The sequence below is a fragment of the Streptomyces flaveolus genome (genome assembly GCF_014648815.1).
GTDB classification, from domain to species: domain Bacteria; phylum Actinomycetota; class Actinomycetes; order Streptomycetales; family Streptomycetaceae; genus Streptomyces; species Streptomyces flaveolus.
The window spans coordinates 297876-311754 of sequence record NZ_BMRV01000008.1; the positions used below are offsets into that span (position 1 = coordinate 297876).

General features: G+C 74.8%; 14 protein-coding genes and 1 pseudogene. 5 read left to right on the forward strand and 10 right to left on the reverse strand.

Annotated elements, in window-relative coordinates; genetic code table 11:
- Window positions 1–5 precede the first annotated feature (5 nt).
- The 8 genes and pseudogenes from IEZ05_RS20845 to IEZ05_RS20880 all read right to left on the reverse strand — a co-directional run bounded on the left by IEZ05_RS20845 (window position 6) and on the right by IEZ05_RS20880 (window position 7203).
- Window positions 6–1001 carry a LacI family DNA-binding transcriptional regulator gene (locus IEZ05_RS20845; RefSeq protein ID WP_189231690.1) on the reverse strand — a complete coding sequence of 332 codons (996 nt, stop codon included), beginning with the start codon at window positions 999–1001 and terminating at the stop codon, window positions 6–8.
- A 46-nt stretch (window positions 1002–1047) separates the two neighbouring features.
- A complete protein-coding gene (locus tag IEZ05_RS20850; RefSeq protein ID WP_189231691.1) occupies window positions 1048–1722 on the reverse strand; it encodes a GntR family transcriptional regulator in 675 nt (224 codons plus the stop codon).
- Window positions 1719–2720 carry a proline racemase family protein gene (locus IEZ05_RS20855; protein ID WP_189231692.1) on the reverse strand — a complete coding sequence of 334 codons (1002 nt, stop codon included), beginning with the start codon at window positions 2718–2720 and terminating at the stop codon, window positions 1719–1721. The genes IEZ05_RS20850 and IEZ05_RS20855 overlap by 4 nt, the downstream gene beginning before the upstream one ends.
- Before the next feature lie 9 nt (window positions 2721–2729).
- Window positions 2730–3620 carry a dihydrodipicolinate synthase family protein gene (locus IEZ05_RS20860; protein WP_189231752.1) on the reverse strand — a complete coding sequence of 297 codons (891 nt, stop codon included), beginning with the start codon at window positions 3618–3620 and terminating at the stop codon, window positions 2730–2732.
- 27 nt (window positions 3621–3647) lie between these two features.
- A pseudogene (locus IEZ05_RS36395) lies at window positions 3648–4994 on the reverse strand (FAD/NAD(P)-dependent oxidoreductase); the annotation flags it as partial.
- The gene (locus tag IEZ05_RS20870) at window positions 4984–5307 is read right to left on the reverse strand and encodes a (2Fe-2S)-binding protein (RefSeq protein WP_189231693.1); all 324 of its coding nucleotides are present in this window, start codon (window positions 5305–5307) and stop codon (window positions 4984–4986) included. The pseudogene IEZ05_RS36395 and the gene IEZ05_RS20870, both read right to left, overlap by 11 nt.
- Entirely contained in the window at window positions 5304–6455 is a 1152-nt protein-coding gene (locus IEZ05_RS20875; protein WP_189231694.1) for an NAD(P)/FAD-dependent oxidoreductase, read from the reverse strand. The genes IEZ05_RS20870 and IEZ05_RS20875 overlap by 4 nt, the downstream gene beginning before the upstream one ends.
- Window positions 6456–6543: 88 nt before the next feature.
- On the reverse strand, window positions 6544–7203 hold the full coding sequence (locus IEZ05_RS20880; protein ID WP_189231695.1) for an MmyB family transcriptional regulator: 660 nt from the start codon (window positions 7201–7203) through the stop codon (window positions 6544–6546).
- Between the two features lie 232 nt (window positions 7204–7435).
- On the opposite strand from IEZ05_RS20880, the gene IEZ05_RS20885 reads away from it, so the two are divergent.
- Both IEZ05_RS20885 and IEZ05_RS20890 read left to right on the forward strand, forming a co-directional pair.
- Window positions 7436–8089, forward strand: a complete 654-nt coding sequence (locus tag IEZ05_RS20885) for a helix-turn-helix domain-containing protein (protein WP_189231696.1) — start codon at window positions 7436–7438, stop codon at window positions 8087–8089.
- A gap of 139 nt (window positions 8090–8228) precedes the next feature.
- A complete protein-coding gene (locus tag IEZ05_RS20890; RefSeq protein ID WP_189231697.1) occupies window positions 8229–8450 on the forward strand; it encodes a hypothetical protein in 222 nt (73 codons plus the stop codon).
- Between the two features lie 36 nt (window positions 8451–8486).
- On the opposite strand, the gene IEZ05_RS20895 is transcribed toward IEZ05_RS20890, so the two are convergent.
- Together IEZ05_RS20895 and IEZ05_RS20900 are read right to left on the reverse strand one after the other, a co-directional pair.
- Window positions 8487–9167: a 4'-phosphopantetheinyl transferase family protein gene (locus IEZ05_RS20895; RefSeq protein ID WP_189231698.1), complete on the reverse strand. Its 681-nt coding sequence runs from the start codon at window positions 9165–9167 to the stop codon at window positions 8487–8489.
- A gap of 265 nt (window positions 9168–9432) precedes the next feature.
- Window positions 9433–10770 (reverse strand): 6-phospho-beta-glucosidase, encoded by a 1338-nt coding sequence (locus tag IEZ05_RS20900; protein ID WP_189231699.1) that lies wholly within the window; start codon window positions 10768–10770, stop codon window positions 9433–9435.
- Between the two features lie 328 nt (window positions 10771–11098).
- On the opposite strand from IEZ05_RS20900, the gene IEZ05_RS20905 reads away from it, so the two are divergent.
- The 3 genes from IEZ05_RS20905 to IEZ05_RS20915 are packed head-to-tail and all read left to right on the forward strand — an operon-like array spanning window position 11099 to window position 13799.
- Complete coding sequence (locus IEZ05_RS20905; protein WP_189231700.1) at window positions 11099–11884, forward strand: IclR family transcriptional regulator; 786 nt, start codon at window positions 11099–11101, stop codon at window positions 11882–11884.
- 56 nt (window positions 11885–11940) lie between these two features.
- Window positions 11941–13134, forward strand: coding sequence for a sensor histidine kinase (locus IEZ05_RS20910; RefSeq protein ID WP_189231701.1), 1194 nt, complete (start codon window positions 11941–11943; stop codon window positions 13132–13134).
- Complete coding sequence (locus IEZ05_RS20915) at window positions 13131–13799, forward strand: response regulator (RefSeq protein WP_189231702.1); 669 nt, start codon at window positions 13131–13133, stop codon at window positions 13797–13799. The genes IEZ05_RS20910 and IEZ05_RS20915 overlap by 4 nt, the downstream gene beginning before the upstream one ends.
- Window positions 13800–13879 lie beyond the last annotated feature (80 nt).

Sequence of the window (13879 nt, forward strand, 5' to 3'; positions counted from 1 at the left end):
GGCTTTCAGGCGCGGGGCGCTTGCGCGGTCGAGCCCCGCACCACGAGTTCGGGCTCGAACAACAGCTCTTCGGCGGCGACGGAACTGCCGTTGATCTGCGCGTTCAGCAGCTCCACCACGGCGCGCCCCATGGCCTCGATGGGCTGCCGGACGGTGGTGAGGGGCGGCTCGGTGCAGTTCATCAGCGCGGAGTCGTCGTAGCCCACGACGGAGATCCGCGACGGCACGTCGAGGCCCTTGCGCCGGGCGGCCCGTACGACACCGAGGGCCAGCGGGTCGCTGGCACAGATGAAGCCGGTGACGCCCCGGTCGATGAGGCGGGAGGCCGCCGCGTGACCGCCCTCGATGGAGAACATGGCGCGTGCGACGAACTCGTCCGGCACCTCCCCGATGGACCGGGCGGCGGCCAGCTTGCGGCCCGAGGGCATGTGGTCGCCGGGGCCGAGCACCAGGCCGATCCGCTCGTGGCCGAGCGAGGCGAGGTGCCGCCAGGCCTGCTCCACCGCCACCGCGTCGTCGCAGGAGACACCGGGGAAGCCCAGCTGCTCGATGCCGGCGTTGACCAGGACGACGGGGATGTTGCGTTCGGCGAGCCGCTCGTAGTGCTCGTGGGGCGCGTCGGCCTGCGCGTACAGCCCGCCGGCGAACACCACGCCGGAGACCTGCTGTTGCAGCAGCAGGTCGACGTAGTCGGCCTCCGAGACCCCGCCCTTGGTCTGCGTGCACAGCACCGGGGTGAGCCCGAGCTGGGCCAGGGCACCACCGATGACCTCGGCGAACGCCGGGAAGATCGGGTTCTGCAGCTCGGGCAGGACCAGGCCGACCAGCCGGGCCCGCTCGCCGCGCAGCTGGGTGGGCCGCTCGTAGCCGAGCACGTCCAGGGCGGAGAGCACCGACTGCCGGGTGGCCTCGGAGACTCCGGGCTTGTTGTTGAGCACCCGGCTGACCGTGGCCTCGCTGACCCCGACCTTCTTCGCCACCTCGGCAAGTCGTCGCGTCATGCGCGCAAGCGTAGCGCAAGTTACGCAAGCCGCTTGCGTACCGGTGTCATGCCCACAGGCCCCGCACGTGTCCGAGGTGCCGGGCCATCACGTCCCGCACCGCCCGCTCGTCCCGGGCGAGCAGCGTGTCGAGGATCTCCAGGTGCTCCTGGGCCGACGCTTCCAGGCGGCCCTGCTCCACCAGCGCCGTCAGCCCGTACAGCCGGGAGCGGCGGCGCAGGTCCCGGACGACCTCCACCAGGTGCGCGTTTCCCGCCAGGGCGAGCAGGCCGAGGTGGAAGCGCAGGTCGGCCTCGACGTACGCGATGAGGTCGCCGGCCACCGCGGCCGTGACGATCTCCTCGGCGACCGGGCGCAGCGCCTCGACGGCGACCGGGTCGGCGGTGCCGGCCAGGGCGGCGGTGGTCGGGATCTCGATGAGCGAGCGGATGTGGGTGTACTCGTCGAGCTGCCGGTCGGAGACGGCGGTGACCCGGAACCCCTTGTTGGGGACGGTGTCGACCAGCCCTTCCTTGGCGAGGTCGAGCAGGGCCTCGCGCACCGGGGTGGCGGAGACACCGAAGCGGGCGGCCAGGCCGGGCGCCGAGTACACCTCGCCGGGACGCAGTTCGCCGGCGATCAGCGCGGCCCGCAGCGCGTCGGCGACCCGCTCACGGTGGCTGGGCCTGCGGCCGCCCAGGTGGGGCAGGGACGGGCCGGTGCCCGTGCTGACGGTGTTCACAGCACGAAGCCTGCCGGGAAGGGGTCCTCCGGGTCCAGCAGGTACTGGGCGGTGCCGGTGATCCAGGCACGGCCGGTGAAGCTGGGCAGGACGGCCGGATGCCCGGCGACCTCGGTCGTGCCGAGCAGCCGGCCGGTGAACCGGGTGCCGATGAAGGACTCGTTCACGAACTCGGTGGCCAGCGGGAGTTCGCCGCGGGCGTGCAGCTGGGCCATGCGGGCGCTGGTGCCGGTGCCGCAGGGCGAGCGGTCGAACCAGCCGGGGTGGATCACCATGGCGTGCCGTGAGTGGCGGGCGGTGGCACCGGGCGCGGTCACCTGGACGTGGTGGCAGCCGTGGATGGACGGATCCTCCGGGTGGACCGGTTCTCCCTCGGTGTTGACGGCGTCCATGAGCGCCAGACCGGCGGCGAGGATGTCGTCCTTGCGGGAGCGGTCGAAGGGCAGCCCGAGCCGCTCCAGCGGCAGGATGGCGTAGAAGTTGCCGCCGTAGGCGAGGTCGTACGTGACCGTCCGGCCGTCGGGCAGGGTCGCCTCGCGGTCGAGGGCGACGGCGAAGGACGGCACGTTGCGCAGCGTCACGGCCTTCGCCGCACCGTCCTGGACGGCCACCTCGGCGACGACGGGCCCGGCGGGGGTGTCGAGGCGGATGGTGGTGACGGGTTCGGTGACCTCGACCATGCCGGTCTCCACGAGGACGGTCGCCACCCCGATCGTGCCGTGGCCGCACATGGGCAGATAGCCGGAGACCTCGATGTAGACGACGCCCCAGTCGCAGTCGGGCCGGGTGGGCGGCTGGAGGATCGCGCCGCTCATCGCGGAGTGCCCGCGCGGCTCGTTCATCAGCAGGCGTTTGACGTCGTCGCGGTGTTCGCGGAAGTACAGCCGCCGTTCGTTCATGGTCGCGCCGGGGAGGGTGCCGATCCCGCCGGTGATCACGCGGGTGGGCATGCCCTCGGTGTGCGAGTCGACGGCGTGCAGGACGAGTCTGCTGCGCATGACGCCCTCCTAGGCCAGTCCGGCCGCGAGGGCCTTCTCGGTGGCGGCGCGGACGGCGGCCTCCTGCTCGGGCAGCAGCGGGACGCGGGGCGGGCGGCAGACACCGCCGTGGCGGCCCGCGAGGTCCATGGACAGCTTGATGGCCTGGACGAACTCGACCCGCGAGTCCCAGCGCAGCAGCGGGTGCAGCTGCCGGTACAGCCGCTGTGCGGTGGCCAGGTCGCCGGCCGTCGCGGCGCGGTACAGCTCGGCGCAGGAGGCGGGCAGGGCGTTGGGGTATCCGGCGACCCAGCCCTTCGCACCCGCCATCGCCAGTTCCAGCAGGACGTCGTCGGCGCCGATCAGCAGGTCGAGTTCGGGGGCGAGTTCGGCGATGCGGTAGGCGCGGCGGACGTCGCCGGAGAACTCCTTGACGGCCCTGATGTGTCCCTCGCCGTGCAGCCGGGCGAGCAGCTCGGGCACCAGGTCGACCTTGGTGTCGATGGGGTTGTTGTAGGCGACGACGGGCAGGCCGGCCTGCGCGACCTCGGCGTAGTGGGCGAGGACGGAACGCTCGTCGGCGCGGTAGGCGTTGGGCGGCAGGAGCATGACCGCGCCGCAGCCGGCCTCCCGCGCCTGCTCGGCCCAGCGGCGGGCCTCGGCGGACCCGTAGGCGGCGACGCCGGGCATCACCCGTTCCCCGCCGATCGCGGCGACGGCGGTCTCGACGACCCGGGCCCGCTCCTCGGGGGTGAGCACCTGGTACTCGCCGAGCGAGCCGTTGGGGACGACGCCGTCGCAGCCGTTCGCCACCAGCCAGGAGCAGTGCTCGGCGTAGGCGTCGTAGTCCACGCGGAGGTCGTCGGTCAGCGGGAGCGCGGTGGCGACGAGGACGCCGCGCCAGGGACGGTGGTCGGTCATGAGTGTCCTTCCTCCGGGAGGCTGGGGTTGGGCGAGGACGCGGAGGGGTACGGGGCGGGCGAACGGCCGCCGGGACGGGACGGGTCCGCATCCGGTGAGGCCGGCCACGGCGGGGGCGCACATCCTCCCCTGGCACCAGCCCATCCCGGCCCGGGTCAGCAGTTTCACGGTGCGGACGTCGCCCGCGCCGAGTCCGCCGACGGCCTCGCGGACGGCACCGGCCGTGACCTCCTCGCAGCGGCAGACGACGGTGTCGTCGGTGACCCGGTCGGTCCAGTGCGCCGGCGGGGCGAAGGCGGCGGCGAGGGCGGCGGCGGACGTCCGCAGTGCCTCGCGCGTCCCGGCGGCCGGCGCCCATCCCGCCGGGTCGGGTGCGGTGCCCCGCAGCCGGGCGGCGATCGAGCGTCCGGCGATGTGACCCTCGGCGAGCGCGAGACCCACGCCGCCGATGCCGGTGGCCTCCCCGGCCGCCCACACCCCCGGCACGCTGGTGCGCTGCTCGGTGTCGACGGCCACCGTCGTGCCGTCGATGCGGCAGCCGAGGCCGTCGGCGAGGTCGGTGTGCGGGAGCATGCCGTGGCCGACGGCCAGGGTGTCGCAGGGGAGGTGCCGCTCGGTGCCGGTCCTGGAGTGACCGTCGGCGTCGAGGGCGACGACGGTGACGCCGGTCAGCCGGTCGTCGCCGTGCGCGCGGACCACGGTGTGCCGGGTGAGGGTGCGGACGCGGTGGCGCAGCAGGCGGCCCGCGTACCCGGCGCCCTCGGGAAGCTTGCCGGCCAGGGCGCGGGCGTGGCGGGCGAGGTGCGCGGGGCCGGCCGACTCGACGAGCGCCGCCACCCGCACGCCGGCCGCCGCGAGCCCGGTCGCCACGGGCAGCAGCAGCGGTCCGGTGCCGGCGACGACGGCGGTCCGGCCCGGCACCACCAGGCCGCCCTTGAGCATGGCCTGGGTGCCGCCGGCCGTGAGGACGCCGGGCAGGGTCCAGCCGGGGAAGGGCAGGACGTACTCGTATCCGCCGGTGGCGAGCAGTACGGCGTCGGCGTGCACGGCGACCGGCTCGTCCTCGCCGGGCCCGCGCAGCGTGTGCACGGTGAAGACGCCGGAGTGCTGCTCGACGAACCACACCTGGTGTTCCGTCAGGACGTGGACGTCACTCGCGGCGAGCCCGTCCCGCAGCCGCTCCCAGGTGCGCCACCCGTGGTGGAGGGACCGGGGGCGCCGGGCGCCCAGTGCGGGGGCGGGCTGCCGGTAGAACTGCCCGCCCGGCTCAGCCGCCCCGTCCACCACCGTGACACGCACACCTCTGGCGGCCGCCGCCAGTGCCGCCGCGAGCCCGGCGGGTCCCGCGCCGATCACCGCGAGTTCAGTCCGCATGCCCGGTCCCCTCCTGGGTGCGGATCACGTCGCCCGGCCGGGCGGGCACCAGGCAGGCCCGCTGGTTGGGACGGCCGTTGACCGTGACCAGGCAGTCGAAGCACACGCCGATGCCGCAGAACACCCCGCGGGGGCGGCCGGTGCCCCGGGTGGCGCGCCAGGAGGTGATGCCGGCCGCCCAGAGCACCGCGGCGACCGTCCGGCCGGGCAGCGCCTCGATCTCCCGGCCGTCGAAGGTGACCGTGCCGGCGGGTCGGGGCCGGGCGCGGACCAGGCGGAGCGCTTTCGGGCGCCCTTCTCGGCGAAGGTTCACGCGGCCTCCTCGGCGAAGCGGTCGGGGCGGAAGGGGGTGAGGTCGAGGGCGGGCCGCTCGCCGCACAGGGCCTGGGTGACGAGGTGCCCGGTGCCGGTGGACAGGCCGATGCCCGCGCCCTCGTGCCCGCAGGCGTGCAGGAGACCGGGCACCCTGGGGTCGGGGCCGATCGCGGGCAGGTGGTCGGGCAGATACGGCCGGAAACCGGCGTACGCCCGCATGGCCCGTACCTCGGCGAGGAACGGGAACAGGCGGGTCGCGCCGGCCGCCAGTGCCCGCAGCGCCGGGAGGGACACCGACCGGTCGAAGCCGACCCGTTCGCGGCTGGCGCCGATGAGGACGGGGCCCGCGGCGGTGCCCTCCACCACCGGGGAGGTCTGCAGGTCCGCCGAGTCGCTGGCGACGTCCGCGACATAGTCCGCGGCGTACACCTTGTGCCGCACCCGGCGCGGCAGCGGTTCGGTGACCAGGACGTAGCCCCGCCTGGGCAGGACCGGCAGCCGTACCCCGGCCAGGGCCGCCACCTCGCCGCCCCAGGTGCCGGCCGCGTTGACGACCGCCGGGGCGTGCAGGTCGCCCCGGTCGGTGCGCACCCCGCGCACGGCACCGTCCGGGCCGCGCAGGACGCCGGTCACCGTGCGACCGGTGAGCAGCCGGGCGCCCGACGCCCGCAGCAGGTGGGCCGCGGCCAGGGCGGGCATGACCTGGGCGTCCTGCGGATAGTGCACGGCGCCCGCGAGGCCGGGGGCGAGGTGGGGCTCGAGGTCGTGCAGCCGGTCCGCGGGGACGCTCACCGCCTCCACGCCGGCCGCCCGCTGGCCCGCGGCGAAGGCCTCCAGGCCGGTCAGCGCCCCGGTGGTGGCGGCGACGACGACACCGCCCTTGGGTTCGTACTCGACCGCCGGGCCCAGGTCCTCGGCCAGTCCGCTCCACAAGCGGCCGGAGAGCAGGGCCAGTTCCAGCTCCGGGCCGGGTTCCTTGTCGGAGACGAGGAGGTTGCCCTCCCCCGCTCCCGTGGTGCCGCCGGCCACCGGGCCGCGGTCCACCACCGTCACGTCGAGCCCGGCGCGGGCGGCGTACCAAGCACAGGCGGCGCCCACCATGCCGGCCCCGACCACTACGACATCGCAGGTCGGCGACTCGATCACGTCAGTACTATGTCACACATCACAGAGCGCGGGAACGGTGCCGCAACGGTCTTCTCGGGGACGCGCGCCCGGCCCTGCGCGGACGCGCTCAGTCCGTCGCGGAGACGACCCTCAGGTGGGTGGCGGGGCGCCGGGCCCGGCGGGGCCGCTGCGGGGTGCGGCGCGTCTCGCGCAGGACCAACGTCAGCCGGGTGTAGCCGAGTTCCTCCAGCGACCTGGGCGTCTCGACGACGACGCGGCACTCTGTGGCGCCCCAGCGCGGGTCGGGGTGGTGCAGCGGCCGTACGGCGCCGTCGTGCTCGACGGCCTCCACGCCGACGGCGCGGACCCAGTGCGGCAGGCCCTGCCGGTAGGCGGCCTCCATGATCGGGTCCTGGGCGATGTCCCGTCGGACGGCCTGCAGCGCGGCGTCGTGTCCGTACTTCTCCATGGCGGCGGCGAACTGCGCCAGCATGGGCAGGCACCAGCTCGCCTCGTGGTCCGCGAGCACCGCGGACGCGTCCGGGTGGAAGAGGACGAACCTGAGGAAGTTGTCGGCCGGCATGGCCGTCGGGTGCGGTCCCGCACCCCGGAAGAGTGTCCGGAAGGCACCGTTGGTGAGGACCACGTCCCAGCGGTGGTCGACGACGAGGGAGGGAAAGGGGACGGCCTCCAGGAGGGTGCCGTAGTCCTGGAGATACGCCTGGGCGTCGGGGGTCGCGGGGACGGGCCGCGGTGCCGGCCGCTGCCCTCCTGCCTGAAATGCCATCGGGAGGTCACCCCTCTTGCCTATGCGGCCTTCTCGCGGCGTCCCGATCCTGGTGCCCCGACGCAAGGCGTGTCAACTATCGTGGCATTTCGTGCCTGTTGACGGCTGAAATAGGCCACAGTTGTGGCGAGACCTGGATGTGAGTTCGAGCGGCAGGCTACTCTCCGGGAAGTTCACGGCTACCGCTTGTGAGAAGCCTGTGAGGGCTGTGAGAGACGTAGGAGATCTGTCGGTGACCGGTGGCTTCGAGGGTCCGGGTGCCAAGCCGACGGCCGCGCTGCCGTCGGTGGTCGCCCGCGTCACCGCACTCGCGGACCGGCTCGGCGTGGCACACGCGGAGGTCTTCGACGTCGGCGCTCTCTCCGTCGCCTCCGGCGTCCCCGAACCCGTGGTGGGGGCCCTGTTGAGCGGCCGGCCCGCGGGCGAGCCCGATGTGCAGTCACGGTTCGTGCAGCGGCTGGACCTGCTGCGCCGCACCCGCCTCAAGCCCAACGGCCGCAAGTACACCCAGCAGGAGATCGCCGACGGCGCCGGCATGTCCCGGCAGCAGGCGGGCGCCCTCATCAACGGCGACCGGCGGCCCACGATGGAACACTGCGACGCCATCCAGCGCTTCTTCCGTGTGCACGCCGGTTTTCTCACCGCGGAGGACCCCGAGGCGCTCGCGGGTGCCCTGCAGCACACCGAGCAGGAGTTGCTGCAGCAGCTCGCCGACCGCGAGCGGGCGGCCGCGGGCGCCGCCGACGATCCGCTGGAGCGGCTGTTGCAGGACCACGGCGTGCGGGGAATCGCCTGGCGCGCCGCCCAACTGCCCACCGACCAGCACCGCGACAAGGTCGCCGAGTGGCTGGACATGCTCCTGGAGAGCGTCAAGCGGCCCGAGTAGTGGCCCGGGTGGCCGCGCACCCGCGGGGGTGCGGGGCGCGGCTCGGGGGGATTGTCAGTGGTGGGCGGCAAGCTGGTGGGAGTGCCACCGCGGTGCGGGGGCGCGTGACCGCCGACGTCGTTGTGGGGAGAGCCGACCGATGACCACCGCCGTGCTGACCGACCGCGAGCGCACCGCCGTTCAGGCCTATCTGCGCCTCCTGCACACCGTCCGGGCCGGCTTCGACACGGCGGCCGGGCCGCCCGTCGTCCCGCCCTCCGTGCTCGCCGAGGCGGAGCAGGCGCTCGAGGCCGCGGGCCTGGCGGGGAACGAGGACGCCTTCTTCCGGCTGCTGGGGAGCTGGTGCCCGCCGAACCCGTGACTCGGGGGCCCACGCCGGGACCGAGGGGGCGTGGGGTCAGGTGTGCGGGACCGTGATCGTCGTGGCGACCAGGCCGTGGCGGGCCGTCCATCGGCCCTCGAAGCGGGACAGCCGACGGCCGCCCACCCACGGCCCCGGAACCAGGAGCGTGGCGTGCAGCCCGCCGCGGCGGCCGTCGACGGGGTCCACGGAGATCTCGATGTCGGCCTCCGTGAAGTCGAGCCACTGCCCGGTCAGGGGGAACCACGCCTTGTAGACGGACTCCTTGGCGCTGAACAGCAGCCGCTCCCAGTGGATGCCGGGACGTTCCCCGGCCAGCCGGCGCAGCCGCTCCACCTCGCCCGGCAGGGAGACGGCGGGCAGGACACCGTCGAGCAGCGGTCCGTCGGGTTCGGCGTCGATGCCGAGGGACGCCAGGTCGGTGGCGCGGGCCAGGGCGGCGGCGCAGTAGCCCTCGCAGTGGGTCATGCTGCCCGTCAGACCGTGCGGCCAGCGCGGTGCACCGCGCTCCCCGGGCAGGACGGGCTGCGGCGGCACGCCGAGCTTCCGCATGGCCCGGCGGGCGCAGGACCGGACGACGGTGAACTCCCGGCGCCGTTTGTCGACCGCCCGGGCGACGAGCGGCTCCTCCTCGGGGTGGAGGGGCGAGTGCCCGGCGTAGTCCAGGTCGTGGGCCTCGACGGTGACGACCGTGTCGGGCATCAGCTCCTCGATCACCGGGCGGGTTCCTTCCTGTGCGGCGTCGGCCGGACACGGCGCGGTCGTGCCGGGTGACCCGCGGTCGGGGGAGGTGTCCGTGGACCATGGTGTCGGCCCGGGGCCCGGGATGCCAGTCGGGGGTGGCGGTCTGCCGGTGGCCGCGGGCCAGGGGGTGTCGTTCGGATCAGGCCGACTCCGGGCAACGGTGCCTGGCGGCCGACGCGAGCGGGGTCGGATGCGCGTGCCAGTCCCCGCGACCCCGGCAAGATCCGAACGACACCCCCTAGGTGAGATAGGCCAGTCCGGGGTGGACGCTCGTGTACCCGTCGACGAGGCGGCGGGCGACGTTCACCGAGTCGACGAGCGGGTGCAGGGCGAAGGCCTTGACGGCCGCGGCGCGCGAGCCGGCGGCGGCCGCCTCGAGCACCTCCCGTTCGACGGCCTTGACCGCGCAGACCAGCCCGGTGGCGTGGCCGGGCAACGGGTCGACGGCCACCGGGTGCGCGCCGCTCGCGTCGACCACGCACGGGACCTCGATCACGGCCTCGGAGTCGAGGACCGACAGGGTGCCGCGGTTGCGGACGTTGAGGATCAGGACCGTGCGTTCGTTGCGGGCGACGGCCCGCATCAGTGCCAGGGCCACCTTCTCGTAGCCGCCGGACAGGTCGTCGGCCTCGCGCTCCCCGGCGCCGGCCGTTTCCCGGTTCTCTGCCATGTAGGTGGCCTCGCGTTCGGCGCGGGTGCGGTCCCAGGCGGCGAGGGCGGGGGTGCCGGGGCGGCGCATCTCCTCGTAGAAGCGGGCCTGCTGGTCGCGCAGGAACGCGCCGCGGGTCCGTTCCGCCTCCTGGTAGGCGCGCACGGCCTCCCGGTTGAAGTAGTAGTAGTGCAGGTACTCGTTGGGGATCGCGCCCAGCGAACGGAGCCACTCGGCGCCGAAGAGCCGGCCCTCCTCGAAGGAGCCGAGCAGCTCGGGGTCGGCGAGCAGGCGCGGAAGTCGGTCGCGGCCGGCGACGCGCAGGCCGCGGACCCAGCCGAGGTGGTTCAGGCCGACGTAGTCGATCCAGGCCTCCTTCGGGTCGGCGCCGAGCACGCGGGCGATGCGGCGGCCGAGGCCGACGGGGGAGTCGCAGATGCCGATGACGCGGTCGCCGAGGTGCCGGGACATGGCCTCGGTGACCAGGCCGGCCGGGTTGGTGAAGTTGATGACCCAGGCGTCGGGCGCCAGCCGGGCCACGCGGCGGGCGATGTCGACGGCGACGGGGACGGTGCGCAGCCCGTAGGCGATGCCGCCCGCGCCGACCGTCTCCTGGCCGAGGACGTCCTCGGCGAGGGCGACCCGTTCGTCGTCCGCGCGGCCCTGGAGGCCGCCGACGCGGATCGCGGAGAACACGAAGTCGGCGCCGCGCAGCGCCTCGTCCAGGTCGGTCGTGGCGGTCACCTCGGGGGCGTCCGGGACCCCGGCGGCCTGCTCGGCCAGCACCCGGGTCACCGCCGAGAGCCGGTCGGCGTCCAGGTCGTGCAGCACGACGTGGGTCACGCGTCCCTCGGCGCGGTCCGCGAGGAGCGCCCCGTACACGAGCGGCACGCGGAATCCGCCGCCGCCCAGAATCGTCAGCCTCACGCCGGCACCCTTTCCTCACGGCCCTACCCTCTCGGGCCGATCATGGCATGCCGGCGCCGTGCCGCGGGCCAGGGCGTTGTGGGGTGCCCGGCGCGGGGGCGGGCCGCGTGGCCCGGCGCTGCCGGGGTGCCCCCTGGAGGGGGTACCCCCAGCACCCACCCGTGCCTCATCTGGGGGCACCTCCCTCGCCGTTCAGGCACTGGGGACGGCACGACCGCCCGAAGCTGCGGCGGCATGGCAGTGCGCCTGGCCGACGCTCTCCCCCGCACCCGCCCCGCCCCCGTACCCTGCCCGACGACCCCGCCCGGCCACCGGAAGGACGCCAGCCGTGCCCACCCGCTCCGCGCCCGACCGTCTGCTGTCCGTCCTCGCCGCGTTCGACCACGAACACCCGGCCCTGTGCCTGACGGACATCAGCCGCCGCGCCGGCCTGAGCCTCACCACCGCGCACCGCCTCGTCGGCGCGCTGACCGCGTGGGGCGCGCTGGAACGGGACGACGCCGGCCTCTACCACGTCGGCCTGCGCCTGTGGGAGGTCGCCGCGCTCGCCCCGCGCGGCCTCGCGCTGCGGCAGCTCGCCCTGCCGTACCTGGAGGACCTGTACGAGGCCACGCACGAGAACGTGCAGTTGGCGGTCCGCGACGGCGGTGAGGTCGTCTACGTCGAGTGGCTGTCGGGCCGTTCGGCGGTCGGCGTGCACATCCGCGTGGGGGCGCGCTGGCCGCTGCACGCCACGGGGGTGGGACTCGCGCTGCTCGCCCATGGCGAACCGGAGTTCCAGGAGGCGTACCGAGCGGGGCCGCTCGCCTCCTTCACCCCGCACACGATCACCGATCCGGTGCGGCTGCGCCGCGTGCTGGCCGAGGTGCGGCGCACCGGCGCGGCGGTGAGCGACCGCCAGGTCACCGACGACGCGCTGTCGGTGGCCGCTCCGGTGCGCGGGCCGGACGGGACGGTGACCGCCGCCGTCTCGGTCGTCGTCCCGCATGCCGACGCGGCGGTGCCCGTGCTGGTCCCGGCGGTCCGGCTGGCGGCGCGCGGGATCTCACGGGCCCTGGGATGGCGCCCCGGCACCGGCGCGGGAGCCGGTGCCGGATATCCCTCTCACCGGTGAGGACGGGGCCCGCCGGCCTCGTGATACTGGAACGGCCCTTGCCCCGAGGAGCCGCCATGCCCGCCCCCTCCCCGCTCGCGTCGCTCACCGCCCGGCTGCGCACCACGAACGCGCACGCCGTCGACGCGGCCGTCGCCGCGCTGGTGCTGTTCGCCGTCTCCCTGCAGTGGCTGTTCCCGGACGAGGGGGACGATCCGCTGACCTGGCCGGGCTGGCTGCTCGGGGCCGCGACGGCCGTGCCGCTGGTCTGGCGGCGCAGGGCGCCCTTCGTGACGGCGTGCGCCGTGTCGGTGGCCACCCCCGCCCAGGCGATCCACCACGCGCCGCCGCCGGACCTGATGTACGGCGGGTTCGTCGTCCTCTACACCCTGGCGGCCCTCGGCCGGCCCTGGCAGCGGCGGATGATGCTCGCGGGCTGGCTGATCGGGGTCGCCGTCACCATCCGGCACCGGGAGGACGCCGAGCCCTTCGAGTACGCCTTCCAGCTCCTGAGCATCGTGTGCGCCTACGCCCTCGGCCTGCTCGCGCGCACCCAGCGGGCCTACACCGCCGAACTGGAGGACCGGGCCCTGCGGCTGGAGCGCGAGCGCGCCGCCGGCACGGCGCGGGCCGCGGCACAGGAACGGGCCCGGATTGCCCGCGACATGCACGACATCCTGGCGCACGCGGTGAGCCTGATGGTGGTGCAGGCCGAGGCCGGCCCGGTGGTGGTACGCAGTGATCCGGCGCGCGCGGAGGCCGCGTTCGACACGATCGCGACCGCCGGGCGGGACGCGATGACGCAACTGCGGCGCATCCTCGGAGTGCTTCAGCAGGAGCAGGGGTCCGCGCCGCAGCGGCTGCCGCAGCCGGGCCTGGACGCGCTGTCCGGTCTGGTCCGGCGGGTCGGCGAATCGACCGGCCTGCGCGTGCAGTTGCGCGTGACCGGCGATCCGCGCCCGCTGCCGCCGGACACCGAGGTCGCCGCCTACCGCATCGCGCAGGAGGCCCTCACCAACACGGTGAGACACGCGTACGCTTCCTCCGCGACGGTCGCGCTCGACTGGGGGGAGAACGAAGTGACCTTGGCGGTGACGGACGACGGCCGGGGCCCGTCGGGTCCGGTCGGCGGCGGCCACGGGCTGATCGGCATCAGGGAGCGGGCCGCGGCCTGCGGGGGCGAAGCGGTCACCGGTGCCGGGCCGGACGGCGGCTTCGGCGTCGTCGTACGCCTGCCCGTCGCCGCCGGGCGGCGGGCGGCGCTCGGGTGAGCATCCGGGTGGTCGTCGCCGACGACCAGGAGCTGGTCCGCAGCGGGTTCAGCATGATCCTCGAAGCGCAGGCCGACATCGAGGTGGTCGCCGAGGCCGGGGACGGCGCGGAGGCGGTCGCGGCGGTCGAACGGCACGCGCCCGACGTGCTGCTGCTGGACATCCGCATGCCGGTCATGGACGGCCTGGAGGCGGCACGGCTGGTGTGTGCGCGGTCCGGCTGCAAGGTCGTCATGCTGACCACGTTCGACCTGGACGAGTACGTGTACGAGGCGCTGTACGCGGGGGCGAGCGGCTTCCTGCTCAAGGACGTCCGCCGGGACGACCTGGTGCACGCGGTGCGGGTGGTGGCGGCCGGCGACTCGCTGCTCGCACCGGCGGTGACGCGCCGGCTGGTCGCGGACATCGTGCGGCGCCGGCGTGCGGAGGCCGCCGCGGAGGTCGCCCCGCAGCGGCTGGACGCGCTGACCGCGCGCGAGGTGGAGACGCTGCGGCTGCTGGCCCGCGGACTGTCCAACTCCGAGATCGCCACGACGATGTTCGTGAGTGAGCACACCGTCAAGACCCATGTCAGCAACGTGCTGAGCAAGCTCGGCCTCAGGGATCGGGTGCAGGCGGTGATCTGCGCGTACGAGACGGGTCTGGTGGCCCCCGGCTCCCCCTGACGGGCGAGTCCGGCACCGTTCTCCCCCGTACGGGCGAGCCCGCGAACCGCTCCCTCCGGCGATCCGGCGGACCCCCGGCG

Excerpts from the sequence above, each read along its gene's own strand:
- IEZ05_RS20845 (WP_189231690.1), bottom strand. The coding sequence starts at position 1,001 with ATGACGCGACGACTTGCCGAGGTGGCGAAGAAGGTCGGGGTCAGCGAG.
- IEZ05_RS20855 (WP_189231692.1), bottom strand. The coding sequence starts at position 2,720 with ATGCGCAGCAGACTCGTCCTGCACGCCGTCGACTCGCACACCGAGGGC.
- IEZ05_RS20860 (WP_189231752.1), bottom strand. The coding sequence starts at position 3,620 with ATGACCGACCACCGTCCCTGGCGCGGCGTCCTCGTCGCCACCGCGCTC.
- IEZ05_RS20880 (WP_189231695.1), bottom strand. The coding sequence starts at position 7,203 with ATGGCATTTCAGGCAGGAGGGCAGCGGCCGGCACCGCGGCCCGTCCCC.
- IEZ05_RS20890 (WP_189231697.1), top strand. The coding sequence starts at position 8,229 with ATGACCACCGCCGTGCTGACCGACCGCGAGCGCACCGCCGTTCAGGCC.
- IEZ05_RS20910 (WP_189231701.1), top strand. The coding sequence starts at position 11,941 with ATGCCCGCCCCCTCCCCGCTCGCGTCGCTCACCGCCCGGCTGCGCACC.